21 protein-coding genes are annotated in these 23,805 nt (G+C 63.6%); 11 read left to right on the plus strand and 10 right to left on the minus strand.

Features of this window, described 5'->3' with window-relative positions:
* Window positions 1-2: 2 nt before the first annotated feature.
* Window positions 3-1,337, minus strand: a complete 1,335-nt coding sequence (gene dacB, locus QKE30_RS05500; RefSeq protein WP_347934294.1) for a D-alanyl-D-alanine carboxypeptidase/D-alanyl-D-alanine-endopeptidase — start codon at window positions 1,335-1,337, stop codon at window positions 3-5.
* A 46-nt stretch (window positions 1,338-1,383) separates the two neighbouring features.
* On the opposite strand from dacB, the gene QKE30_RS05505 reads away from it, so the two are divergent.
* Window positions 1,384-1,866 carry an inorganic diphosphatase gene (locus QKE30_RS05505; protein WP_034987400.1) on the plus strand — a complete coding sequence of 161 codons (483 nt, stop codon included), beginning with the start codon at window positions 1,384-1,386 and terminating at the stop codon, window positions 1,864-1,866.
* On the opposite strand, the gene QKE30_RS05510 is transcribed toward QKE30_RS05505, so the two are convergent.
* Complete coding sequence (locus QKE30_RS05510) at window positions 1,863-4,334, minus strand: HAD-IC family P-type ATPase (protein ID WP_347934295.1); 2,472 nt, start codon at window positions 4,332-4,334, stop codon at window positions 1,863-1,865. The genes QKE30_RS05505 and QKE30_RS05510 overlap by 4 nt on opposite strands.
* Window positions 4,335-4,391: 57 nt before the next feature.
* Between QKE30_RS05510 and QKE30_RS05515 the strand changes: the two genes are divergently transcribed.
* From QKE30_RS05515 to QKE30_RS05525, 3 genes are read left to right on the plus strand one after another with little or no spacing between them, the layout of a single operon-like run.
* A complete protein-coding gene (locus QKE30_RS05515; RefSeq protein ID WP_035004725.1) occupies window positions 4,392-4,703 on the plus strand; it encodes a rhodanese-like domain-containing protein in 312 nt (103 codons plus the stop codon).
* A gap of 32 nt (window positions 4,704-4,735) precedes the next feature.
* Complete coding sequence (locus tag QKE30_RS05520) at window positions 4,736-5,182, plus strand: MarR family transcriptional regulator (protein WP_239200553.1); 447 nt, start codon at window positions 4,736-4,738, stop codon at window positions 5,180-5,182.
* A 7-nt stretch (window positions 5,183-5,189) separates the two neighbouring features.
* A complete protein-coding gene (locus tag QKE30_RS05525) occupies window positions 5,190-9,089 on the plus strand; it encodes a Pls/PosA family non-ribosomal peptide synthetase (RefSeq protein ID WP_239200563.1) in 3,900 nt (1,299 codons plus the stop codon).
* Window positions 9,090-9,180: 91 nt separating this feature from the next.
* On the opposite strand, the gene ppk2 is transcribed toward QKE30_RS05525, so the two are convergent.
* From ppk2 to groL, 3 genes are all read right to left on the minus strand, one after another.
* Entirely contained in the window at window positions 9,181-10,071 is an 891-nt protein-coding gene (gene ppk2 / locus QKE30_RS05530; RefSeq protein WP_034987296.1) for a polyphosphate kinase 2, read from the minus strand.
* Window positions 10,072-10,231: 160 nt separating this feature from the next.
* The gene (locus QKE30_RS05535) at window positions 10,232-10,363 is read right to left on the minus strand and encodes a PorACj family cell wall channel-forming small protein (RefSeq protein WP_239200565.1); all 132 of its coding nucleotides are present in this window, start codon (window positions 10,361-10,363) and stop codon (window positions 10,232-10,234) included.
* Between the two features lie 268 nt (window positions 10,364-10,631).
* A complete protein-coding gene (groL, locus tag QKE30_RS05540; protein WP_347934296.1) occupies window positions 10,632-12,275 on the minus strand; it encodes a chaperonin GroEL in 1,644 nt (547 codons plus the stop codon).
* Window positions 12,276-12,507: 232 nt separating this feature from the next.
* On the opposite strand from groL, the gene QKE30_RS05545 reads away from it, so the two are divergent.
* Together QKE30_RS05545 and QKE30_RS05550 are read left to right on the plus strand one after the other, a co-directional pair.
* The gene (locus QKE30_RS05545; protein ID WP_239200567.1) at window positions 12,508-13,923 is read left to right on the plus strand and encodes a dipeptidase; all 1,416 of its coding nucleotides are present in this window, start codon (window positions 12,508-12,510) and stop codon (window positions 13,921-13,923) included.
* 169 nt (window positions 13,924-14,092) lie between these two features.
* Window positions 14,093-14,713, plus strand: coding sequence for a hypothetical protein (locus QKE30_RS05550; RefSeq protein WP_239200569.1), 621 nt, complete (start codon window positions 14,093-14,095; stop codon window positions 14,711-14,713).
* Window positions 14,714-14,720: 7 nt separating this feature from the next.
* Here the strand turns inward: QKE30_RS05550 and QKE30_RS05555 are convergent, their stop codons facing one another.
* From QKE30_RS05555 to QKE30_RS05565, 3 genes are all read right to left on the minus strand, one after another.
* Entirely contained in the window at window positions 14,721-15,899 is a 1,179-nt protein-coding gene (locus QKE30_RS05555) for a glutamate--cysteine ligase (protein WP_239200571.1), read from the minus strand.
* 50 nt (window positions 15,900-15,949) lie between these two features.
* On the minus strand, window positions 15,950-16,666 hold the full coding sequence (locus tag QKE30_RS05560) for a LytR C-terminal domain-containing protein (RefSeq protein WP_239200572.1): 717 nt from the start codon (window positions 16,664-16,666) through the stop codon (window positions 15,950-15,952).
* A gap of 129 nt (window positions 16,667-16,795) precedes the next feature.
* Entirely contained in the window at window positions 16,796-17,008 is a 213-nt protein-coding gene (locus QKE30_RS05565; RefSeq protein WP_034987284.1) for a DUF3263 domain-containing protein, read from the minus strand.
* A gap of 25 nt (window positions 17,009-17,033) precedes the next feature.
* On the opposite strand from QKE30_RS05565, the gene QKE30_RS05570 reads away from it, so the two are divergent.
* The 5 genes from QKE30_RS05570 to QKE30_RS05590 all read left to right on the plus strand — a co-directional run bounded on the left by QKE30_RS05570 (window position 17,034) and on the right by QKE30_RS05590 (window position 21,709).
* Window positions 17,034-17,615, plus strand: a complete 582-nt coding sequence (locus QKE30_RS05570; protein WP_035004751.1) for a peptide deformylase — start codon at window positions 17,034-17,036, stop codon at window positions 17,613-17,615.
* On the plus strand, window positions 17,608-18,696 hold the full coding sequence (locus tag QKE30_RS05575) for a GNAT family N-acetyltransferase (protein ID WP_239200582.1): 1,089 nt from the start codon (window positions 17,608-17,610) through the stop codon (window positions 18,694-18,696). Before QKE30_RS05570 ends, QKE30_RS05575 begins: the two co-directional genes overlap by 8 nt.
* Window positions 18,697-18,707: 11 nt before the next feature.
* Window positions 18,708-19,508 (plus strand): exodeoxyribonuclease III, encoded by an 801-nt coding sequence (locus QKE30_RS05580; protein WP_239200585.1) that lies wholly within the window; start codon window positions 18,708-18,710, stop codon window positions 19,506-19,508.
* Between the two features lie 3 nt (window positions 19,509-19,511).
* Entirely contained in the window at window positions 19,512-21,023 is a 1,512-nt protein-coding gene (gene cls, locus QKE30_RS05585) for a cardiolipin synthase (RefSeq protein WP_239200594.1), read from the plus strand.
* Window positions 21,024-21,166: 143 nt separating this feature from the next.
* Window positions 21,167-21,709 carry a MarR family winged helix-turn-helix transcriptional regulator gene (locus QKE30_RS05590; protein ID WP_239200596.1) on the plus strand — a complete coding sequence of 181 codons (543 nt, stop codon included), beginning with the start codon at window positions 21,167-21,169 and terminating at the stop codon, window positions 21,707-21,709.
* Window positions 21,710-21,802: 93 nt separating this feature from the next.
* Here the strand turns inward: QKE30_RS05590 and QKE30_RS05595 are convergent, their stop codons facing one another.
* Window positions 21,803-22,615 (minus strand): ABC transporter permease subunit, encoded by an 813-nt coding sequence (locus QKE30_RS05595; RefSeq protein ID WP_239200598.1) that lies wholly within the window; start codon window positions 22,613-22,615, stop codon window positions 21,803-21,805.
* A complete protein-coding gene (locus tag QKE30_RS05600; protein WP_239200600.1) occupies window positions 22,615-23,775 on the minus strand; it encodes an ATP-binding cassette domain-containing protein in 1,161 nt (386 codons plus the stop codon). Before QKE30_RS05600 ends, QKE30_RS05595 begins: the two co-directional genes overlap by 1 nt.
* Window positions 23,776-23,805 lie beyond the last annotated feature (30 nt).

The following is a 23,805-nucleotide window of genomic DNA, read 5'->3' on the forward strand; positions in this document are numbered from 1 at the left end:
GCTTACTCGGCTGAACGCACCGCGTTCGCCAACCGATCCAGCGCCGGGCGGGCGGAGTTCGGATCGGACTCATTGGAGAGGAACGCAAACGTCAGCGCCCGCCCCGAGTCCGTCATAACAGTCCCGGCCAGGGCGTTCACTCCGGAAAGAGTGCCAGTCTTGGCGCGCACCCAACCGGCGGAGTCCTCCGCACCGGAGCCGGAACCATAGCGCGCCTCCAGGGTGCCCTCCACGCTGGCCACCGGCAGCATGTCCAGAATGTCGCGCACCTCCTTGTTGGAGAGCACCCCGTCTAGCTCGTGGGCAGTCAGGCGGTTCTTCTCGCTCATGCCGGAGTTATCAAAGAGCGTTGCATCCTTGGTATCGATGCCGTGTTCCTTCAGCACGTCGAGGGTCGCGCTCGTGGCGCCCTCGAAGGTCTGCGGTTTACCTCGAGCCTCCGCAATCTCCCGGCCAATGGCCTCGGCCATGATGTTGTCGCTGTGCACCAACATGTCGCGCAGGCGCACGCTCAGCGGCGCGGACTTAACGCTTGCGATGGGGTCTTGGTCACCGAGACTGGGCGTCACTTCCTTAGAAACAGTGACCTCCGCATCCGCGCCGAGCGCATTGGCGAGAGCGCGCCCCACATCCTCGCCAGGGTTGTGGGAACGGGCGGAGTCGGAGGTATAAGGATCGAGGCGCCCGGCATCGAGCATGACGGCATCCAGGTTGGCGACATTGCCGCCGTCGATATCCTCGCGATCCCAGGTCTTGTTGAAAAGGTCGCCGGAGCGGATCGAATTGTCCACGACGATGGAGGTCACGGCCTGGCCGCCCAGCTTCTTCTTCACCTTCTCGGCCAGCTTGGCTACCGAGGCGGCATCGGTGAAGAAGCCATAGCCATCGCGGGACAGCGAAATATCGCCATCGCTGCGCAGGATCAGCCGACCCGGATCGTTCGGATCCTGCAGTAGGTCGGTGGACCAGCGGCTATCTTCCTCCAGCGCCAGGATCGCGGCGGCCGCCGTGTACAGCTTGGTGGCAGAAGCCGGGGTGAGCTTCCGGTTCTCATCCTTCGCCCACAGCACCTCGCCGGTCTCAACATCGGTGACGGAGGCGGACAAAACTCCCAGCGCCGGATCCGCTGCAGCGCGCTGAATAGCGGCCTGCACATCCGGTACTTCCCCCTCGGGTGCGTGCATCGCCGGGGTGGGCTCAGCCAGCTGCTCGGCGGCCTGCACCTCGTAGCGACCGTTCAGCGACCACACCACAGCAGCCCCCACCACGACCGCGACAACGACCACGAAGGCGAGGATGCTCCACAGCCATACTTTCAGGGACTTCCGCTCACTCACTCGTTTCACCCTAGCCGAAAAAAGGCGCTCGGTTAGAATGGTGCGCATGAGCAAAAAAATCGAAGTAACCGTTGAAATCCCGAAGGGTTCCCGCAACAAGTACGAGATCGACCACGAGACCGGCAAGGTTCACCTCGACCGCTACCTGTTCACCCCGATGGCATACCCGGCCGACTACGGCTTCATCGACCACACCCTGGGCGAGGACGGCGACCCGCTGGACGCACTGGTGATCCTGCCGGAGCCGGTCTTCCCCGGCGTGATCGTTGAAGCCCGCCCGGTTGGCGTGTTCAAGATGACCGACGAGGCCGGCGGCGACGACAAGCTACTGTGCGTGCTGGACGACGTCCGCTTCGACCAGTTCCAGGACATCGAGGACATCGACCAGTTCACCAAGAACGAGATCGAGCACTTCTTCGTCCACTACAAGGACCTGGAGCCGGGCAAGGAAGTCAACGGCTCCGGTTGGGGCAACGCTGAGGAAGCAGTGAAGATCCTCGACGAAGCCATCGAGCGCTACAAGGGCTAACTCACAGCCGCTTGCCGGCGGGCGGCGATCTGGTGCACAACCTCAATGAGCACCGCCCCGCCCGCACCCACGGCCAACCCCGTGAACATCAGCTTCAGGTTGCCCGTGTGCAGAATCAACAACTCACGTAGCGGCGGCACCAGGAAGATCACCAGGTAGCCGCCCACACAGCCGGCCAGCAGAAGCACCTTCCACCAATTCAGCGGCCGCGCCACAATCCCCAGCACCCACAACCCCATGACGATCAGCGCCAGCAGCACGGCAGTACCGGCCTGTTGCCGCTGAATCTCCGGCACCTCCGCCCCGGGGTAAATAATGATCCACATCGTAACGCAGATACCTCCGATGAGCACACCGGAGGGAATCGCCAATGACAGCACGCGCCTGACGAACCCGTCCCGCGGACGCTCCGTGTTCGGAGCCAGCGAAAGTATGAACGCCGGAATGCCGATGGTGAACCAGCCGGTGATCGTCACGTGAATCGGCTGGAATGGGAAAGAGATTCCCAGCACCGCCACCAACAGCGCCAGCACCACCGAGTACACCGTCTTCGTCAGAAACAGGTGCGCCACGCGCTCGATGTTGCCGATCACCCGGCGTCCCTCGGCCACCACTCGCGGCAGTGCGGAGAACTTGTTCGTCAGCAGCACTAGCTGCGCCACGCTGCGCGTTGCGGGTGCGCCCGAGCCCATGGCCACTCCAATGTCTGCCTTTTTCAGCGCCAGTACGTCGTTGACGCCGTCGCCGGTCATGGCCACCGTGCGGTCCTGGCGGTGCAAAGATTCCACCATCTGCTGTTTTTGCTCCGGGCTGACCCGCCCGAAGACATTTCCCCGTTTGATCTCCGCATCGAAGGCTTCGTCGTCCAGGCTGTTCAGCGTGCGGGCGTCCACCGCCACGAGATCCCGGTCGGTTGCCTTGCGCGCGACCGCCGCCACGGAATCCGAGTTGTCGCCGGAGATCACCTTGATGTCCACGTTCTGATCGTCGAAATACGCGAGCGTTTCGCGGGCGTCGGAGCGCAGTTGCTGCCGAAGCACCACGAGCACCGGTTTGGTCAGCTGCGGGGCGGAATCCATGCTGAGGTCGTCCGTGTTGGCCCAGGCCTCCCCGTCGGCGCCTTCGAGCTTGCCGAACACGAGGATGCGCAGCCCCTGATCGCCCAGCTGTTTGGCCGTTTCTGCGGCGCGACCGCCTTCGCGCAGAAGCACGTCGGGGGCGCCCATGATCCAGGCGGTGGCGTCCGAGCAGGCGAACCCGGAGAACTTGTAGCGCGAGTTAAAGGGAATCTCGTGGCCCTGCCACTGGTCGGGCTCCACACCGCGCTCGCGCAGCCCGGCCACAATGGAGCGGGCAGTGTCGTTCAGGTCGTCCTGAGCGTTCAGCATGGAGGCGAGGTTGCGCGCCCAGGCTTCGTCCGCTTCGCTACCGTCCGCGGCGACGATGGAATCCAGCTCCATTTCATTGGTGGTGAGGGTGCCGGTTTTATCGGTGCATACCGTATCGACGCGCGCGAGACCTTCGATAGCGACGAGCTCATTGACCAGGGCTTTGTACTTGCCGAGGCGAATCACGCCCGCAGCGAAGGCGATGGAGGTCATAAGAACCAGCCCCTCCGGCACCATCGGGACGATCGCCGCAGCCATGGAAAGGATGGATTCGCGCAGACCCGTATCGGAGCGAACCAGCTGGGTCCAGATCGTAAGGATGCCGGTGGGGATAAGCAGCCAGGTGATTACCTTGAGGATGCTGTTGATGCCATTCATAAGCACAGAGTCGGTCAGCGAAAACTCGCTGGCCTGCGAGGCCAGGCGTGCGGCATAGGCCTCGTCGCCCACCTTATCTGCGCGGAAAACTGCGGAGCCTTCGTTGACGAAGGATCCGGAGAGGATCTCGTCGCCCTCGCCCTTGCTCACAGCATCGGCCTCGCCGGTCAGCTGGGACTCGTCGACGCGCAGCGAGCCGGCCACCACCGTGCCGTCCACCACGACCTCGTCCCCACTGCGCAGCTTGATGATGTCCCCGAGGACGACCTCGTGCTGCGGGATGGTCCTTTCCTCACCGTCGCGGATGACGGTGGATTCCGATTCGCCGACGATGCGCAGTTTGTCGAGGGTCTTCTTCGCACGCAGCTCCTGGACCACACCCACCGCGGAGTTAGCAATAATGAGCAAGCCGAAGGCGGCGTTGATGACCGAACCGGTAGACAGAACGATCGCGCACAGCACGCCGAGGATGGCATTGACGCGGGTGAAGATGTTGGTGCGCAGGATCTGCGCCACGCTCCGGCCCGTTCCGCGGCTCTGCGTATTCACCTCGCCGCGCTGCGTGCGCTCCTCTACTTCGGCGGCTGTGAGACCTCGCGAAAGGTCAGCCTGTTCTTCGGCATCGGCTTGCTCGCTGGCGTGCGCCAATTCAACCTCCTGCGTAGACGACCCGGCGGCATTCCACCGGGGTGCCCCATCCATTTAACTCCATCTCGCTGGTTGTCCACACCTTTGCCACCTTGCCTACAATGGGGCGCCATGAGTGATTTCGAAACAGTACAGCCCACCGATGTTCCTGCTGGCGCCCAGCTGATCGACATTCGTGAGGTGGATGAATACAACCAGTGGCACGCCGAGGGCGCGACCAACCTGCCACTCTCCGAGCTACAGGCCCGCTACGGCGAGCTGGATCTGAACGAGGACATTTACCTGATTTGCCTGTCCGGCGGGCGCTCTGCACGCGCCTGCCAGTGGCTGGAGCAGAACGGCATCGACGCGATCAACGTCGCCAATGGCACGGCCGGTTGGCGAGACGCCGGACTCCCCATCGTGGGGCAGCCCCACAATTAGACAAGACCCATGGTCGGCGTTATATTTGTGGCATGTCCGAAAACACGCCGCTACCCGCTGACTTGTTGTCTTCGCCCTCATTCCAGCTTGAGCGCCTACGCCGCCGCACCCGCGACTTCGTAGAGACCGCGCTCGCGGATAAGGGCTTCAACCTGCGCGAATTCTGGGTTCTTGCGTGCCTCGTCGATGGCGATGCAGCAAGCCAGGCCACACTAGGCGAAATCCTTGGAGTGGACCGCTCCGACATGGTTCGCCTGGTTGACTCCCTGGAAGAGCGCTCCCTTGCTAAGAGGGTTAAGGATCCCAAGGATCGTCGTCGCCAAATCATCTCGGTGACCAAGAAGGGCACTAAGACCTACACCAGTCTCTCCCCTCTGGTCGCCACCGCAGAGGATAAGGCGCTGGACGAATCCACTTCCAAGCAGCTTAAGCACTTGAGCAAGCTGGCAAAGGCCATTATCTCTACCGAGGAGGCCTAGGCGAAAGGTGCAGATTCCTTCCCGGTACCTCCGTTCCCACGAGGCACCGGAGCCACGCACGCTCATCGACATTGTGCGTGCGACAGCTTCGGCGTGCCCTGAAGCCCCCGCCATCGACGACGGCAAGGGGGTCATTACCTATTCCGAGCTGCTCGACGAGATCAACGAAACCGCCGAGTGGCTGCATAAACGTGGCCTCGGGCGCGGCGACCGCATCGGCATTCGTGTGCCCAGCGGTGATCGCTCGCTCTACATCGCTATTCTGTCCACCTTGGCCGTCGGTGCTGCCTATGTACCTGTTGACGCCGACGACCCGGAGGAGCGAGCCTCCCTCATCTTCGGCGAGGCCGGCGTGGCCGCGATTTACGGCGCTGACGGGCTGCAACTAGTCGACGCACACCTGCAGGCAGCCCCTGGGGCAGCCTCCAGCAAGGCATTCGGCCCGGACCTGGAGACCGATGCGTGGATCATTTTCACCTCCGGTTCCACCGGCAAGCCGAAGGGCGTGGCGGTCACCCACCGCAACGCGGCTGCCTTCGTGGACGCGGAGGCAGAGATGTTCCTGCAGGACGAGCCACTGGCCCCCGGAGACCGCGTGCTGGCCGGACTGTCCGTGGCCTTCGACGCCTCCTGTGAGGAAATGTGGCTGGCATGGCGCCACGGCGCCTGCCTGGTACCCGCCCCGCGCGCCCTGGTCCGCTCTGGCGTGGATCTGGGCCCTTGGCTGGTTTCCCGCAGCGTCACGGCCGTTTCCACCGTGCCGACCCTGGCCGGTCTCTGGCCCGATGAGGCCCTGGATGCCGTGCGTCTGCTGATCTTCGGCGGCGAAGCCTGCCCGCCAGAGTTGGCCGCCCGCCTGGCCACCGATTCCCGCGAGCTGTGGAACACCTATGGCCCGACCGAGGCCACCGTCGTGGCCTGCGGCACCACCATGGACGGAGTGCGCCCGGTTTCCATCGGCACTCCCCTGCGCGGCTGGGATCTGGCTGTCGTTAACGAGAACAACCAGCCGGTGGGCTGGGGCGAGACCGGCGAGCTGATCATCGGCGGCGTCGGCTTGGCCCGCTACCTGGATCCGGAGAAGGATGCGGAAAAGTTCGCGCCCATGCCGGAGCTCGGCTGGGAACGCGCCTACCGCTCCGGCGACCATGTGCGCCTCGAGGAAGACGGCCTGTACTTCGTCGGTCGTATCGACGACCAGGTGAAGATCGGTGGGCGTCGAATCGAACTCGGTGAGGTAGACGCCGCGCTGTCCGCCCTCCCCGGAGTACGCAGCTCCACCGTCGTGGTGCAGACCACCGGCGGTGGCGACAAGGTGCTGGTGGGCTACGTCTCCACCGAGGGCAACGTCGAGGACTTCGACCAGCAGCAGGCGCTAGACCAGCTGCGTGATTCCATGCCCGCTGCCATGGTTCCTCGCCTGTGCGCGCTGGACGAGCTGCCGGTGACGACCTCCGGCAAGGTGGACAAGAAAGCCCTGCCATGGCCGCTGCCTTCCAGTGGCAACGCGGAGTTCGACAACCCCACCCAGCAGTGGCTGGCGGGGCTGTTCGCCGACGCGCTCGGCACGGCCGTAACCAGCCCGGATGCGGACTTCTTCAACCTCGGCGGCACCTCCCTGGGTGCGGCCACGCTGATCAGCCGCGTGCGCCGGGAGGTTCCGACCGTCAGCGTGCGTGATCTCTACGATCACTCCCGCCTGGGCGCGCTGGCAGACCACATCGACTCTCTGCGAGAAAAGTCCGGCAGCGCGGGCACTGGCCAGGCCGCACAGGCTAAGGACGTCACACCCGCCAAGCCGGTGGGCATCGGCACCCGCCTTGCGCAGGCCCTGATCCAGATTCCGGCGCTCACCCTCGCGGGCGCGCAGTGGGTCACCTGGATCCTGGTATTCAACGCGATCCTGTTCCACGGTTCCTCGTGGTCGGGCGACGTGCCGTGGGTGGTAGACGTTCCTTGGGCCGTGGTCATCGCCGCGGTGATCGTCTTCGCCACCCCGCTGGGCCGCCTGCCTTTGTCCGCACTGTTGATCCGCCTGATTACGGCGGGCATCGGCGAGGGCGACTATAAGCGCGGTGGCTCTGTTCACCTGCGCATTTGGGCTGCGGAGCGCGTGGCGGATTCCTCCGGCGCGCGCGATGTCTCCGGTGCTGCATGGATTACCACTTATGCCCGTTGGCTGGGCGCGAAGGTCGGAAAAGGCGCTCAGATGCACACCCTGCCGCCCGTCACTGGCCTGCTAACCCTGGGCAAGCACTGTTCCATCGAGCAGGAGGTGGATCTTTCCGGCTACTGGCTGGAGGGCGATGTGCTGCATGTCGGCAGAATCGAGGTTGGCAAGGACGCCTCCGTCGGCGCCCGCTCCACCCTGTTCCCCGGTGCCCGCATCGGCGCCCGCGCTCACATCGAGCCCGGCTCAGCCGTCACGGGAGCCAAGAAGGTCAAGGCCGGTTCGCAGTGGGCAGGTTCGCCTGCGGTGAAGGTCGGCAAGGCCCGCAATCGTTTCCCGGAGCACGCCGCCCCACGCCGCACCCTGTGGTTCTGGCTCTACGCGCTGAGCGCCATCGCGATGTCGTTCCTGCCCCTGGTGGCTCTGTTCGTCGCTGCAGCGTTTGTGCTGTGGCTCGTTCCTGTTGACGCCCCCTTGCTGGTGCTTCCCATCGCCGCAGTTGGTGGTCTGGTGGCATTTGCAACGTACGCAGCACTGACGTGGCTGTCCGTCCGTCTGCTGTCCACAGGCCTGAAGCCGGGCGTGGTGGCCGTGCGCAGCCTCAGCGGCTGGCGCGTCTGGGCAGTTGAGCGCCTGATGGACAGCGCCCGCACTCAGCTGTTCCCGATGTACGCGGCACAGTTGACCCCGCTGTGGTTCCGCAGCCTGGGCGCCAAGGTGGGCAAGGATGCGGAGATCTCCACCGCCGTGATGGTGCCGCGCTTCGCCGAGGTGCGCGAGGGCGCGTTCCTGGCGGACGACACGATGGTCGGCGGCTACGAGCTCGGCGGTGGCGGCTGGATGCTTACCGGTAACACGAAGGTGGGTAAGCGATCCTTCCTGGGCAACTCCGGTATCGCCGGCCCGGATCGCACGCTGAAGAAGAACTCCCTGGTGGCCGTGCTCTCCTCTACCCCGGTGAAGACGAAGTCCGGCAGCAACTGGCTGGGCTCCCCGCCGGAGCGCCTGCGCCGCGTGGCCGTGGAGGCCGGTGGCGAGTCCCGCACCTACAACCCGGGCTTCGGCCTGAAGGTGGCTCGCGGCATCGTGGAGACCCTGCGCCTGCTGGCGCCGATGACCTCCGCCATGATTGCGGCGGGCGTGGTGCTGGCGCTGCAGTGGATGCTGCTGAACCAGGGCATCTGGCAGGCCTTCGCGGTCTCCGGCCTGGTTCTGGTCGGCGCTGGCTTCGTGGCCGCAGCCGTGACAGTACTGATGAAGTGGCTGTGTGTGCAGCGCATCAAGCCAGGCGAGCACGAGCTGTGGTCGGCCTTCGTATGGCTCAACGAACTGCAGGACCAGTTCGTGGAGACCGTGGCCGGCCCGTGGTTCCTGGCGAACACGATGGGCACGGGCAGCCTGAACATGTTCCTGCGTGCGTTGGGCGCGAAGATCGGCCGGGGTGCGTGGCTGGATTCCTACTGGCTGCCCGAGGCGGACCTGGTCAGCATTGGCCGGGGCGCCAGCGTGGGCCCGGGTTGTGTGGTGCAGACGCACCTGTTCCAGGACCGTGTGATGAGCCTGGATACCGTCACCCTGGGCGACGGCGCGACGATGGGATCCCACAGCGTGGCTCTGCCCGCCGCAGCGATCGAACAGGCGGCGACGGTCGGCCCGGCGTCACTAGTTATGCGCGGCGACCACGTGCCCGCCGCAACGAAGTGGCAGGGCAATCCAATCGAGATCGTGGAAAGCTAGCCTCTACATACACAAGCCCCGGTCGCCCTACGCAGGGCAGCCGGGGCTTGTTCGCGTACTGGCTTTTTCTGGCCAGCCCGGGTGGGTGCTATTAGTCGCCGATCTGATCGCGGCCGCGCTTGACGATCTTCGGATCCGGCTCGCCAACGACCTCGTGGTCCTTGTCCGCGTACTCGAACTTGGACAGGACGTAGCGCATCGCGTTGATGCGGGCGCGCTTCTTGTCGTTGGACTTAATGGTGATCCACGGGGACTCGTTGGTATCCGTGTAGCGGAACTGCTCTTCCTTGGCACGGGTGTAGTCATCCCACTTATCCAGGGAGGCCAGGTCCATCGGGGAGAGCTTCCACTGGCGAACCGGGTCCACCTGACGGATGGCAAAGCGGGTGCGCTGCTCCTTCTGGGTGACGGAGAACCACAACTTAGTCAGAGAGATGCCCGAGCCCATGATCATGTTCTCCAGCATCGGAACCTCACGCAGGAACTCCGCGTGCTGATCGTTGGTGCAGAAGCCCATCACGCGCTCGACACCAGAGCGGTTGTACCAGGAGCGGTCAAAGAAGACGATCTCGCCGCCGCACGGGAAGTGCTGGACGTAGCGCTGGAAGTACCAGGAGGTGGACTCGCGCTCGGAGGGCTTCTCCAGGGCCACAGTGCGGGCACCACGGGGGTTCAGGTGCTCGTTGAAGCGCTTGATGGTGCCACCCTTACCGGCAGCATCGCGACCCTCGAAAATAATGATGTGCTTCTGGCCGGTGTCCTTGGTCCAGTTCTGGAACTTCAGAAGCTCGATCTGCAGGGCGCGCTTGGTGGTCTCGTACTCGTCGCGGCTCATACGCTCGTCGTAGGGGTACTGGTCGCGCCAGGTATCAACCCGATGGCCGTCCGGAGTGATCAGTACCGGATCGTCTTCATCCGAGTCGTCCACCAAGTAGCCCTCGGTAGCGGCAAGATCAACCATGTGGAATTCTTCTTCGGCCATGTGCCTGGGTTCTCCTTCGCCTGAAGATTTTTAAATTTAAGTAGCACTTTCCATTCTAGTGCTTTTAGCCCAGCTATACAGATGTGCCGGAACCATACGGGGTAGGAAAGGCATGAAAAAACCCCGGCCGAAGCCGGGGTTTTAGCTGTTAAGCGGAAGCTTACTTCGCAGCCTTGCCGTTAACCCACTCGTTGATAACGCCGGCAACCTTGCCCAGGCCCTCGAAGATGCTCTTGAAGCCGCCGAAGAAGTCGGTCAGCTGGGTGAAGATGTTGTTGATCTGCTCGAACATACTAGTTTCTCCTCTTGTAGAGATTGGGGGCGCCAGTTCCTCTGAGCCCGATAATTTTCTTGTGGTAGTGACGCCCCCTCTAGGCCGTCTGGGGAATAGAGTAGCGGATCTGCGAAAAGCTACAACCCCTGGGCGGATCCTTCTTCAGATCCACCCCCACCAGGGGGTAACGATTCGATAAAGATCCAGCTCAGGGGCTGTTTTTACGGCGAGTCTACCTAGGTTAAATCAAGGAAAACTAGCTATTTTTAGCTGTTTTACACGGGGCTTAGAAGCCGCCCATGCCGCCCATCTCGTCGGCACCAGGCATTGCCGGTGCCTCCGGCTCCGGCTTGTCCGCGACGACAGCCTCGGTCGTCAGGAACAGTGCCGCGATGGAAGCAGCGTTCTGCAGCGCGGAACGGGTGACCTTCACCGGGTCGGAAATGCCAGCACCCAGCAGATCGACGTACTCGCCGGTTGCAGCGTTCAGACCCTCGCCTGCAGGCAGGTTGGCAACCTTGTCCACGACTACGCCCGGCTCTAGGCCAGCGTTGTGAGCGATCTGCTTCAGCGGGGCTGCCAGGGCCGCGCGTACGATCTGCACACCGGTAGCCTCGTCACCTTCCAGGCCCAGGTTGTCGTCCAGCACGTTGGCGGTCTGCAGCAGGGCTGCGCCACCGCCGGCGACGATGCCCTCTTCTGCGGCTGCCTTAGCGTTGCGCACGGCATCCTCGATGCGGTGCTTGCGCTCCTTCAGCTCCACCTCGGTGGCGGCGCCGACCTGCAGCACTGCAACGCCGCCGGACAGCTTAGCCAGGCGCTCCTGCAGCTTCTCTGCGTCGTAGTCAGAGTCCGCGTTCTCGATCTCCTGGCGGATCTGCTTGATGCGGCCAGCCAGCTGCTCTGCGGAGCCTGCGCCGTCGACGATGGTCGTATCGTCCTTGGTCACCACGACCTTGCGGGCGGTGCCCAGCATCGGCAGGTCTGCGGTCTCCAAGGAGAGGCCAACCTCTTCGGCGATGACCTGGCCGCCGGTCAGGATCGCGATGTCCTGCAGCTGCGCCTTACGGCGGTCGCCGAAGCCCGGTGCCTTCACGGCGACAGACTTGAAGGTGCCGCGGATCTTGTTAACAACCAGGGTGGACAGAGCCTCGCCCTCGATGTCCTCGGCAACGATCAGCAGCGGCTTGCCGGACTGCATGACCTTCTCCAGCAGCGGCAGCAGATCCTTGACGTTGGAGATCTTGGAGCTAACCAGCAGGATGTACGGGTCCTCCAGCACAGCCTCGCCGCGCTCCACGTCGGTGGCGAAGTAGCCGGAGATGTAGCCCTTGTCGAAGCGCATACCCTCGGTGACCTCGAGGTTCACGCCGAAGGCGTTGGACTCCTCGACGGTGATTACGCCGTCCTTGTTCAGCTGGCCGTCGCCAACCTTGTACATAGCCTCGGCGATCAGCTCGCCGATCTTCTCGTCAGCAGCGGAGATGCCGGCGGTAGCGGCGATCTGCTCCTGGGTCTCGATCTCCTTGGCGTGGCTCAGCAGCGCCGCCGTGATCTTCTCCACGCCAGCCTGGATGCCGCGCTTAATGCCCATCGGGTTGGAGCCAGCGGCAACGTTGCGCAGACCCTCGCGTACCAGGGACTGTGCCAGGACGGTAGCGGTGGTGGTGCCGTCGCCAGCGACGTCATCGGTCTTCTTGGCGACTTCCTTGACCAGCTCGGCGCCGATCTTCTCGTAGGGGTCTTCCAGCTCGATTTCGCGAGCGATCGTCACACCGTCGTTGGTGATCGTCGGGGCGCCCCACTTGCGCTCCAGGACGACGTTGCGTCCCTTCGGGCCGAGGGTTACCTTAACCGCGTCTGCCAGGGTGTTCAGACCCTTTTCCAGTCCGCGGCGTGCTTCTTCGTCGAATGCAATCATCTTAGCCATGAGGCTTTTCGATCCTCCGTTTAGAGTTGGCGACACATACGGCTCAGATCAAGCGCCCGCGACGGCATGGGTGAATGAATGTCGCGACATTCACCCTCACTTCATCTGACGGTTATTTTCTGGCACTCCCTTAGTTCAAGTGCTAAACCCGTTTTTAGCACTCTCCCCCATCGTCTGCAAGGTGCCGTGCATACAAATCGACTGTCCCGTCCGGTCGCTACAGTAGTTATCTATGAGCGATACCAACAGTGAATCCAACAGCGCATCCAACACCTCGCAGCTAGACCTGGCCCGTACCGCCATCGCGGAGCAGATGCCACAGCTCAAGGAAGATCTCACAACTCTCGTCTCCTTCGAGTCGGTCCACTCCACGCCGGGTCTAGAGGAAGCCAATGCCGCCGCCGCGCAGTGGGTCATCGACGCATTCACCAGCGTGGGCATCCCCGTCGAAGGCCACATCACCACCGACGGCTCCACCTCCGTCATCGGCCTGCGCGAGCCCGCCGAGGGCTACCCCACGATCCTCCTCTACTCCCACTTTGACGTGCAGCCCGCCGGCGACATCGAGGCGTGGACCGATGACCCGTGGACCCTCACCGAGCGCGATGGCCGCTGGTATGGCCGCGGTACTGCCGACTGCAAGGGCCACGTGGCCATGCACGTTGCTGTGCTGCGTGCTCTTTCTATTCTTTCGGACGCCCACTTCCCCGCCGCCAAGAATCTCGGCATCCGGATCGTCGTCGAAGGCTCGGAGGAGCGCGGTGGTTATGGCCTGGAGGACCTGCTGGCCGAAAAGCCGGAGCTCTTCGCCGCCGACACTTTCCTCATCGCCGACTCCGGCAATGACGCCCTGGGCGAGCCGAGCCTGTGCACCGCGCTGCGCGGTTCCGCGCCGGTCACGGTGCGCACCCGCACGCTGGCACAGCCGATGCACTCCGGCCAGTTCGGCGGCTCAGCTCCGGATGCACTGGTCGAGCTAGTGCAGCTTCTTTCCACTCTCCACGACGAAAACGGTTTGGTGGCCGTCCCGGGCTTGGAGCCGAAGGAGCGCTGGGGTGGCGTCGGACCAACAGAACAGGAATTCCGCGACAACGCCGGGGTAACCGACGGCGTGGAGCTGTACGGCGCCGGCGAGTGGCAGCCAAACGACCTGACGGTAATGAATCCGTCAATCACGATAACGGGCTTGGATGCGCTGTCGGTGGCGGACTCGGTGAACTCCGTGCCCGCAACCGCAGCGGCCGTGGTGAGCCTGCGCGTGCCGCCGGGACGCGAGCCGCAGGAGTGCCAGGATCTACTGGTCAAGCACCTGGAGAGCCAGAAGACAAACGCGCAGGTGGAGATCGAGCGCGGTTCCCTGGCCGAGGCATTCCAGGCGGATACCTCCGGCCCGGCGCTACAGCGGCTCAGCGAGGCGCTGGGCGAGGTGTACGGCAAAGAGACGATGGAGGTTGCTTCCGGCGGGTCGATTCCGCTGACGAACAAGCTGCTGAGCGCGTATCCGCAGGCGGAGCTCGCGCTGTACGGCATTGAGGAGCCGAAGTGCGCCATCCACTCCGCGGACGAATCCGTGGATCCGGGCGAGATCGAGGCCATCGCGACAGCCGAGCTGCTATTCCTGTTGCGCACCGCAGAGGCGCACAGCTAGTCGCCCAGAATCTCACCTAATGAGAAATGGGTAACAGTTTGAATCTCAGAGTGAGACGGATTACATTATTTAACTAGCAGTACTTTATATAGGTACCCAACTTTATTTGGGCACCCATTCAGCGGGTGCCCAAGGCCAACTAGATCTTGTTCCAGAAAATCGAGTCATCATGAACGTTTCCTCTACGAACACCACGACCTTGATCCGCTTCGCCAGCTCGGACCAGGACCTGGATCTAGACGCGCCTGTGTACACCCCGCTACCCAGCGGTCGCCGCTCCACCGCGAAGACTTACAGCGAGCCGGTGCACACCCGCATCGAGAAGCGCCGCAAGCGCACCCGCACCTTCGCGGAGGATCCATTCCGCGCCCGTTTCGGCCAGCGCCTGCCTGTGGGCATGCGCCAGGAAGCGCGTGGCATGGAGTGGAAGAAGTTCATCCGCACCTACGCGCCCGGCGCGATCCGCGTGGACTACCTGAAGGCCACCCGCCTCTCGCTGGGCCGCCACGACTTCGACATGCAGGTCAGCGGCCTGCGCGCCGATGGGCAGTCCACCCGCGTGGAAATCACCGCAATGGGCGCATCCTCGGCAATGTCGGAGACCCTGGCCGACCACGGCTTCCCCGTGGAGGTCGCAGAGTTCCACCAGTACGACATCTTCGAGGCCACCGTGACCTTCACCTACGCGGTGCACAAGTCCAAGCGCGTGTGGGCAGTCGGCTTCGGTGCGGACCGCGATACCTCCATCGCCAGCGCCCTGTGCAACGCGGCTGCCCGCCTGCACATCTAGCGCGAAGCTACAGCGACTTCCGCAGGGAATCGACCGTCAGGTCCACCGCGGCGATCCACGCCTCCGGCTGCGTGAAGCCGCCCTCTACCCCATCGTCCCCACGGGTGCGGGTGCCGGGCTCCGGCGCGGCACCGTGCTCACGGGCCGCGGCGCGCTGCAGCGCATAGTCTCCGCCACGGGCGATCAGCTTGCGCACATCCTGCAGCTCCGCTGCGCATCCCAGCTCCTCGGATAGCGGGGCGAGCCTATCCACCCAGGCGTCCAGCTCGTCGGTGACCAGTGCCTCGTTGGTCTCCCGGTCGGTAATGATCAGCGCGTCCAGGCCATAGCGGGCCGCGCGCCACTTGTTCTCCGCGACATGCCAGGGCTGCAGGGTCGGCAGCTCGTGGCCGGCGTCCAGGCGGCGCTCGAAGTACACCACCAGACAGTGGGTGTAGGCGGCGATGGCGGCGAGCTCCCACAGCTCCATCGTGGCGTCCGCAAAACGGGTTTCCACCGTGCCGTACTTGGTGGGGCGCACGTCGAAGTGCATGGAGCCGGTGTGGTTAATCACTCCCGATAAATCCTGGTCCCGGTTGAACTCTTCCCACTGCTCCCAGTTTTCAAACTGGTAAGGCATGCCCGCAGTCGGCAGCTGCTGGTACAGCAGGGTGCGGTTGGAGGAATAGCCAGTATCCAACCCCTCCCAGGCGGGCGAGCTGGCGGACATGGCCAGGATGTGCGGGTACTGCGTCATCAGCGCATTGATGATGGGCCACACCTTTTCCTTGGAGCCCACGCCCACGTGCACGTGAATTCCCCAGATCAGCATCTGGCGGCCCCAATACTGGGTGCGCTCGATGATCTCCTGGTAGCTCCCCTTTTCGCTGAGCTGCTGATCCCCCCAGTGCGCGAACGGGTGCGTGCCCGCGGAAAACAGGTTCACGCCGATGTCGTCCGCGCATTCCAGCAGCTGCTTCGCCTGCACGTGCAGGTCCTCGACTGCCTCCGGGATCGTGTCGTGCACGCTGGAGACCATTTCCACGGTGTTGGCCAGGAACTCGCGGACGACCTTGTGGCCAGGGTACACCTCGTCCATCCGCGCAATCAGTTCGGCGGCGCGCGGAACCAGGTCGCGGGTTTCGGGGTCGACGAGGGCGACTTCCCACTCAATACCGACGGAAGGTGCGGAACCCGGGAAGTCCATTGCGGCCCCTTAGAAGATATGTAGACAGAAGTTAAAAGAACGCTTTTACTCTAGCGGGGCATGTCATTTGTTGTCACAACCACGACACCCGCGGGGCGCTCCCCCTCCAGCATCTCTACGCCTTCGATGGCCCGGTCGGTAGCCTCGTCACGCTCACGCGCCTGGATCCCCAGGTCCTTGGCGAGCTGCTCGGCCAGCTGACGCTCGGCGTCATTACCCTTCGGGTAGAGCACCACAGACGTCGGGAAGACACCCGACTCGTCCGGCAGGTTGCCCACGCCGGTCTTGTTCCACTGCTGGTCGCGCATCTTGTTGACGACGTCGCCGGCGAGGCCGTTGATGGGACTGTTATTGATTACGGCTACGTAGGTATCTTCTTTATTGACGCCACCTTCCGCCGCTGCCGCATCACCATCGCGACGCTCGTCAGCGCGATCACCCTCCCGGTTTTCGCGCTCGTCTTCCGGCTTCGGCTTCTCGGAGTCCTCCGCGTCCGGGCGCTTGGGATCCTCAGCCTCAGAGGCGGAGGGCTTCTCACCCTGCTTAGCTTGCTCGCCCTGCTGGCCCTGCTGACCCTGCGTCTGCTGGGTCTGGCTGGCCTGCTCGGATTCATCGGAATCATTGCCGGACAGGGAGAATACGCCCCAGCCAATCAGCAGAACGGCTACGGCAATCAGGATCATGGCCAGGCCGCGCAGCGGGAGGCCGAGGTTCTCATTATCCGCGTCGTCGTCGAGTGCATGGCGTGGTCGATTCGGTTCAGTCACGTCACAAATTTTAACTTCTGCAACATTAGTAACAAGTCTGACACGCGCTGTGCTTCATTCTTCGTCACCGCGCTTCATTAGAGCTCTTTGCCATTAACCTTCATCCCCGCACTAAGTCAGCGCGCTGTATCAGAGATCTTCATCACGGCGGCGCAGTAGCATCCGCACCAGGACGGGGTCGAAGTCCAGGGCCTCCGGGCGCTCAATCAGACGGTTGAGCTGCTGGAAGTAGCGGACCGGATCCACCCCAAACTCGCCGCGGATGTGCTCATTCTTCGCGCTGGCATCCAGCCACCAGCGGCGCTCGAACTCCAAAATGGCGATCTCTCGGTCTGACAACATGGAACTAGATTCTAGACTGTCTGTTATGACCATCATGCCTATCGTCATCTGTGGCGACCCTGTACTGCACAACCCCACCACCAAGGTGGACCCCAGCGAGATCGCTGACCTCGCCCCGCTGATCGCGGATATGTACGAAACGCTCTCCGCTGCCAACGGCGTGGGCCTGGCCGCCAACCAGGTGGGCGTAAACAAGCGATTCTTCGTCTACGACTGCCCCGATACCGAGCGTGGCGAGATGCGCCGCGGCTGCGTGATCAACCCCGTCCTGGAGACCAGTGAAATCCCAGAGACCATGCCGGACGAGGAGGAAGACGAGGAAGGCTGCCTGTCCGTCCCCGGCTACTCCTTCCCCACCGGCCGCGCAGACTGGGCGCGGGTAACCGGCCTGGACGAAAACGGTGAAGAGGTCACCGTCGAGGGCACCGGCTTCTTCGCCCGCTGCCTGCAGCACGAGGTCGGCCACCTGGATGGCTTCCTGTACACCGACACCCTGATCGGCCGATGGAAGCGCAAGTCCAAGAAGGCCATCAAGGCCGAGGGCTGGGACCACGCAGGCAACACCTGGACCCCGGGCGTAGACGAGGACCCGTTCGGGCATGAATAAAGACACGACGTTCTCCGCCGCCCACGCAGGTGCGCGGCGCGTGGAGGGCTTCGGGTTCCCCATCAGCCGCCGCACCGACCCCGTGAGCATCCGCCCGGGAACGCGGGTGGTCGTGCGCTACCGCGTGTCGGGCGATGCTGCTTCCGGCCTCGGGGCGGGCAGCACCGTCACCGACGCGATCGGCGTGCTGCGCAGCATAAGTCCATTGCAGGTGGACGACCTGGTGATCGCCGACGAGGACGTTGTGGTGCTGAAGACCCTCAGTGCCAAGCCGGTGCGCAATAGCGACATCCGCGCCCTCGAGGCCGCCAAGGCCGCGGCCTTCCCCGGCATCGAAAACCAGATGATCGGCGGGTGGCTGGCGCGCGCGGGCGATGGAATCACCGAGCGCAGTAACTCCGCGGTGCCCATCGGCCCGAGCGCCGGACTGCAGGAGGTTCCGCTGGCGCAACTGGAGGAGTTCTACCGCTCCCACAACCTGCCCTGCCAGCTGATGATCCCCGACCGGATCGGCCGACCCGCCGAACACCTACCGGGCGAACGCGGCCCGGAGATCCTGGTGATGAGCAAGGAGCTCGGCGACTCGGCACAGCTCTCGGGGCAAGACTCGCCGCAGGCTTCGGCTCCGACTTTGGACGCGCCTCTGGACGACACGCTGGATCCGTCCCTGGCCGACACGCAGATCGAGCTGGCCGTCGACGAAACTCCGGATGCCGACTGGTTCTCCATGTACAAGTTCCGCGGCCAGCCCCTGCCGAAGAAGGCGCTGGATCTGCTGTGCCACCGCATCGGCGGCCAGCTGGGCTTCGCCCGCCTCACCGTCGACGGCCAACTCGCGGCCATCACCCGCGCCACCATCACCGACGGCTGGCTGGGATACTCCGCTGTGGCGGTGGCACCGGACTTTCGCCGCCGCGGCCTGGGCACCCTCCTGTGCCAGCACCTGCTCAGCTGGGGCGCGGACAACGGTGCCGAGCGCGCCTACCTGGACGTTATCGATTCCAACACCGCCGGCAAGGCGCTGTACCACAAGCTGGGATTCAGCGAACACCACCGCAGCCGCAGTCTGCGCACGCGCTAGAATGCTTAACCATGCGCATCGCCACCTGGAACATCAACTCCGTACGCACCCGCGAGGAGCGGGTGCGCGAGTTTCTGCAGCGCAGCGACGTGGACGTGCTGTGCCTGCAGGAGACCAAGTGCACGGACAAGCAGTTCCCCGACTTCACTGACACGGGCTACGAGCAGGCCCACTTCGGGCTGCACAGCTTCAACGGCGTGGCCATCCTGTCGCGCGTGGGCCTTGCGGACGTGCAAACCGACTTCGGCCAGCCTGGCTTCAACAAGGACCTGGATGCCGAACAGGCCTTGGAGGCGCGCGCAATAGGCGCAACCTGCGGCGGCGTGGAGGTATGGAGCCTGTACGTTCCGAACGGTCGCGAGATCGCGGACCCGCACTACTCCTACAAGCTGCGGTGGCTCGACGCCCTCGCGGCGTATGCGGCGGGTTCGGGCGTGGGGGCGTCCCAAAGAAAGAGCAGCGAGAAGCTGTGCCTGGTCGGCGACTACAACATCGCCCCGCGCGACGAGGACGTGTGGGATCGCAGCTTCTTCAACGGCCACACGCACGTGACTCCCAACGAACGCGCCCGGCTGCGCGCCCTGGAGGACGCGGGGATGACCGCCGCGACGGACCTGATCGCCGACGAATACACCTACTGGGACTACCAGGCCATACGCTTCCAGAAGGGCGAAGGCATGCGCATCGACCTGCAGTATGTCCGCGGAATCACACCCACCGCCGCGCGTGTGGACCGCGATGAGCGCAAGGGCAAGGGCGCCTCCGACCACGCGCCGGTGATCGTGGACTACACCATCGACGGTGAGGCCTAAAACATGCCCTTCCCCGACCTCCTCGGCCTGTTTAGCGAGTTCACGGACGATCTGCAGTGGTGGCAGGTCACGCTGGTCGTTCTGGACTACGCGCTGAAGATCTTTGCGCTGGGCTGGGTTCCTAAGGAACGACGCCCAACGTCCGCCATGGCCTGGCTACTCGCCATCTTCCTGATCCCCTTCATTGGCATCTTCCTATTCCTGCTGATGGGATCGCCAGCGATCAACCGGCGGCGCCACCGCATCCAGAACCAGGCGAACGAACTGATCCGCACGATGAGCGCCGACGAGCCTGACGTTCCCGAGGGCAGCGAGCTCAGCGACGAGCTACGTTCGCTGGTGCGACTCAACCGGGAGCTCACCGCACTGCCCGCCGTGAACGGCACCATGCAGGCCCTGCATTCGGACTACGAGGAATCGATCGCCGCGATGACCCGCGCGATCGACTCGGCCAAAGATTACGTGAACGTCGAAATTTACATCATGGCCTGGGACGATACGACCGAGCCCTTCTTCGAAGCACTCGGCCGGGCCGCGCAACGCGGAGTGACCGTGCGCGTGCTGTGGGACCACATCGGCGCGCACAAGTACAAGGGCAACAAGAAGCTGGGTAAGAGGCTGCAGGCCATGGGCGTGGACTGGCAGGTCATGCTGCCCCTGCAGCCGTTCAAGTGGCGCTTCCGCCGCCCCGATCTGCGCAACCACCGCAAGCTGGTGGTCGTGGACGGCCGGGTGGCCTTCATGGGCTCGCAGAACATGATCGAGGCCCCCTACCAGAAGCCGAAGAACCACAAGATCGGCCGCGAATGGGTGGACGTAATGGCGGAGCTCACCGGCCCGATCGTCAGCACCATCAACTCGGTGTTCGCCGTGGACTGGTTCACCGAAACCAACGAGGAACTGGACCTCATCAACCCCACCGATGCCAAGCAGTGGCTGGATACGCACGACCAAGATACCGGCGCGGACATCATGCAGATCGTGCCCTCCGGCCCCGGCTTCACCACGGAGCCGAACCTGCGTCTGTTTACCTCCATAGCGCACCACGCCAAGCACACGCTCAAGCTGATTAGCCCGTACTTCATCCCCGATGAGTCCCTCATGGAAGCCGTGACCACCGCCTGCTACCGCGGAGTTCGGGTGGAGCTGTACGTCTCCGAAAAGTCAGACCAGCCGATGGTGGGCCACGCGCAGGCCTCGTACTACTCGGAGCTGCTGAAAGCCGGGGTGCACATGTACCTGTACCCCTACCCGAAGGTCCTGCACTCTAAGTTCGCCATCGCCGACGGCGAAATAGCCGTGATGGGCAGCTCCAACATGGATATGCGCAGCTTCGGCCTGAACTACGAGATCTCGCTGATGGTCGGCAAGGGCGAGCTGCTGGATGCGCTGCGAGCCCTCACGGAGGAGTACCGGGAGCGCTCCGCCCTACTGACCGCCGAGCAGTGGAGCACCCGCCCGCTGTACAAGCAGTACGTGGATAACGTCGCCCGCCTGACGAGCGCGCTGCAGTAGTACTGCACTAACGCTGCAGTAAAGCGCCGTGTTGGCGAATTGATTGTTTTCATTATCGCCGATTAGTGCAATAGCACTTTTGCCGTCATATAGGGTGAATCACAAGTTACTTACATACGCACACCAAAAGAAAGTTTCGCCCGATGACCCCGTCACCCCAGAAGTCGCCGCAGACGCCTTCCCACCCCCCGGTACGCGGCCGCAAGGCACCCGAGATTCTGCCGGAGATCGACGTCGCAGAGATCGCCACGGCAGTATATGACTTTCTTTCCGCCACCCGCCGCCTGATGGAGCGGCCCAACCAGTCGCTGGAAATCTCCCAGTCGGAGATCGAGGTACTGCAATTTATCTCCCAGCACCCGGGCTGTGGTGTGTCGGATGTCGCCCGCCTGCGCTTCCTCCGCGCCTCTAACGTCTCGGCGACCGTGCGCCGCCTCATCAACGCGGGATTGATCCGCCGCCAGGCCAACCCAGAGGATAAGCGGGCCCAGGATCTTTATCTCACGGACGAGGGCGTGGACATGATGAACTCCATTACCGACGAGTGGGCGCTCATTATCACTAAGGCCACCGACCGGATGGACGCGCGCGACATCGCGAAACTGCGCCGCGGCGTGCCCGCCCTGCGGAACCTCTCCCTAGCTGCGGAGTCCCTCGTCGACGACCTGCAGCGCAACCCGGACTAGCCCCGGAAAACGCAAGCCATCCCCAAAGCTAAAAAGGCCCCACCTGGCATCTCAATGCCGGTGGGGCGAAGGGGCGTCACTAAGAAAAAGCGCTTAAGCGTCTCGCTTCTTCAGCATCACTACGCCGACGACAAAAAGCACCACACACCAGGCGGCGAAGTACAGAATCGAGCCGGTCTGACCCCACGGCGCCCCGTCGAGATCCCGCATGCCGGTGTAGGCCTCAGCGTTGGTGAACGGCATGTACGGTGGCAGCCAGTCGCGGACCTTCGGCACCAGCTGCACCAGTGTGCCCTCGATCACCAGGTTCCACAGCAGCATGATTGCGATGCCGCCGGCGGTGTTGCGCACCAGGTAACCCACGCCGATGGCGGCGGCGATGGTTAGCAGCAGGTACAGCTCAATGCGCCCGATCTGCTCCCACAGGCCATCGGCGCCGAGACCCACCTTGCCCAGCAGCTCTTCCTCCTCCAGCTTCCAGCCGAGCGACCAGCTGGCGAGAATCGTTCCTAGAACGTTGGAGATCAATGCGAGGATCGAGGCGATCACGCCGTAGACCAGAAACTTTGCGATAGGAACTTGCCAGCGCGTCGGAGTCGCCAGAAGAGTGGTCTTGCTGGTGTTCGCGCCGTATTCGGTGGTCACCAGCATCACGGCCTGGATCATCACGATCATCATACCGAAGGAAAGGAAGCCGCTAAGCCCCATGTCGGAACCGATGCCCGCCGCGACGGACATGTACAGCTCTGGGTCCTTTTTCGCTTCATCACTGGTCAGCAGCGAGCCGGTCATGGCGCCGTTTAGCAGCGCGAAGCCGAGCGAGAAGAACAGAATCAGCCCGGAGGTCCACCACAGGGCTTTGGTGCTGCGGATCTTAATAAGCTCCGATTTGATCAGGTTCACCATTACTTGTCCCCTTCCTTCTGCACGCGCACGGCGTTGCCGGTTGCCTCGCTGTTTTCCTTAGCGCTCTTTTCTTTATGACGCCCACCTGCGGACTCCGCCGCTTCCGGCACCACCTTGGGAGCGGCCTTTTCCGCGGCCTCGGGCTTGCCGGGCTTGGTCTCAGCCTCGGTCTTGCCGGGCTTGGCTGCCGCCTCGGTCTTGCCAGGCTTGGCCTCAGCCTTACCGGCCTCGAGCTTGTCGGACTCGACACTGGCGTGGTACTCCACGTGCTCCTGAGTCATGCGCAGGTATGCGTCCTCCAGGCTCGGGCGCTTCTCCGACAGCTCGCGCAGGCGCAGCCCGTAGCTATAAGCCAGGGCACCGATCCAGTCGCTTTCCTGTTGCGGGATGGTGAGCGTCGGGCGGCCGTCCAGATCCTTCCCCTCCTGGAACGCCACCGACTCCTCCGTCAGCGCGGCCTTCATCTCCGCGATGTGGTCGGTGCGCACGACGGTAGATACCTCGGAGGTGGACTTGATGAACTCGTGGGTGCTCTGGTTTGCCACCAGGCGCCCCTTACCGATGACGATCAGGTGGTCGGCGGTCTGTGCCATCTCGCTGAGCAGGTGCGAACTGATCAGCACGGTGCGCCCCTCTCGCGCCAGGGCCCGAACGAAATCGCGCACCCAGCGGATGCCCTCCGGGTCCAGGCCGTTGACGGGCTCGTCCAGGATCAGCACCTCCGGGTCGCCCAGCAACGCACAGGCCAGGCCCAGACGCTGCCCCATGCCCAGCGAGAACTTGCCGGCCTTGCGGCCCGCCACATCGCTCAGACCCACGATGCCCAGGACTTCATCCACGCGCTTTTTAGAGAATCCGTTGGCAGCGGCGACCCAGCGCAGGTGTGCCGCGGCGCTGCGGTTGGGGTGGACCCACTTGGCGTCCAGCAGCGTGCCGACCTTCTCCAGCGGGCGCTTGTACTCGGCATACGCCTTTCCATCGATACGGGCAGTTCCCTTGGTCGGCTCATCCAACCCCACGATCATTCGCATCGTGGTGGACTTGCCGGCACCGTTGGGTCCCAAGAACCCGGTGACGATTCCGGGTGAGACCTCAAAATTTAAATCGTTGACTACCGTGTTGCCTTTATAGGCTTTGGTTAGGGAACTGACCGTAATCATGCGTTCTAGTCTGCCACAATAAGGGGAGTT

Origin of the sequence: Corynebacterium sp. c24Ua_83, assembly GCF_039907245.1 — a bacterium.
Lineage (GTDB): Bacteria > Actinomycetota > Actinomycetes > Mycobacteriales > Mycobacteriaceae > Corynebacterium.

Bases quoted from the DNA above. Each gene is read 5' to 3' on its own strand.
- QKE30_RS05505 (WP_034987400.1), top strand. From the start codon at position 1,384: ATGAGCAAAAAAATCGAAGTAACCGTTGAAATCCCGAAGGGTTCCCGC.
- QKE30_RS05510 (WP_347934295.1), bottom strand. From the start codon at position 4,334: ATGGATGGGGCACCCCGGTGGAATGCCGCCGGGTCGTCTACGCAGGAG.
- QKE30_RS05515 (WP_035004725.1), top strand. From the start codon at position 4,392: ATGAGTGATTTCGAAACAGTACAGCCCACCGATGTTCCTGCTGGCGCC.
- QKE30_RS05520 (WP_239200553.1), top strand. From the start codon at position 4,736: ATGTCCGAAAACACGCCGCTACCCGCTGACTTGTTGTCTTCGCCCTCA.
- ppk2 (WP_034987296.1), bottom strand. From the start codon at position 10,071: ATGGCCGAAGAAGAATTCCACATGGTTGATCTTGCCGCTACCGAGGGC.
- QKE30_RS05535 (WP_239200565.1), bottom strand. From the start codon at position 10,363: ATGTTCGAGCAGATCAACAACATCTTCACCCAGCTGACCGACTTCTTC.
- groL (WP_347934296.1), bottom strand. From the start codon at position 12,275: ATGGCTAAGATGATTGCATTCGACGAAGAAGCACGCCGCGGACTGGAA.
- QKE30_RS05545 (WP_239200567.1), top strand. From the start codon at position 12,508: ATGAGCGATACCAACAGTGAATCCAACAGCGCATCCAACACCTCGCAG.
- QKE30_RS05550 (WP_239200569.1), top strand. From the start codon at position 14,093: ATGAACGTTTCCTCTACGAACACCACGACCTTGATCCGCTTCGCCAGC.
- QKE30_RS05555 (WP_239200571.1), bottom strand. From the start codon at position 15,899: ATGGACTTCCCGGGTTCCGCACCTTCCGTCGGTATTGAGTGGGAAGTC.
- QKE30_RS05565 (WP_034987284.1), bottom strand. From the start codon at position 17,008: ATGTTGTCAGACCGAGAGATCGCCATTTTGGAGTTCGAGCGCCGCTGG.
- QKE30_RS05570 (WP_035004751.1), top strand. From the start codon at position 17,034: ATGACCATCATGCCTATCGTCATCTGTGGCGACCCTGTACTGCACAAC.
- QKE30_RS05575 (WP_239200582.1), top strand. From the start codon at position 17,608: ATGAATAAAGACACGACGTTCTCCGCCGCCCACGCAGGTGCGCGGCGC.
- QKE30_RS05580 (WP_239200585.1), top strand. From the start codon at position 18,708: ATGCGCATCGCCACCTGGAACATCAACTCCGTACGCACCCGCGAGGAG.
- cls (WP_239200594.1), top strand. From the start codon at position 19,512: ATGCCCTTCCCCGACCTCCTCGGCCTGTTTAGCGAGTTCACGGACGAT.
- QKE30_RS05590 (WP_239200596.1), top strand. From the start codon at position 21,167: ATGACCCCGTCACCCCAGAAGTCGCCGCAGACGCCTTCCCACCCCCCG.
- QKE30_RS05595 (WP_239200598.1), bottom strand. From the start codon at position 22,615: ATGGTGAACCTGATCAAATCGGAGCTTATTAAGATCCGCAGCACCAAA.
- QKE30_RS05600 (WP_239200600.1), bottom strand. From the start codon at position 23,775: ATGATTACGGTCAGTTCCCTAACCAAAGCCTATAAAGGCAACACGGTA.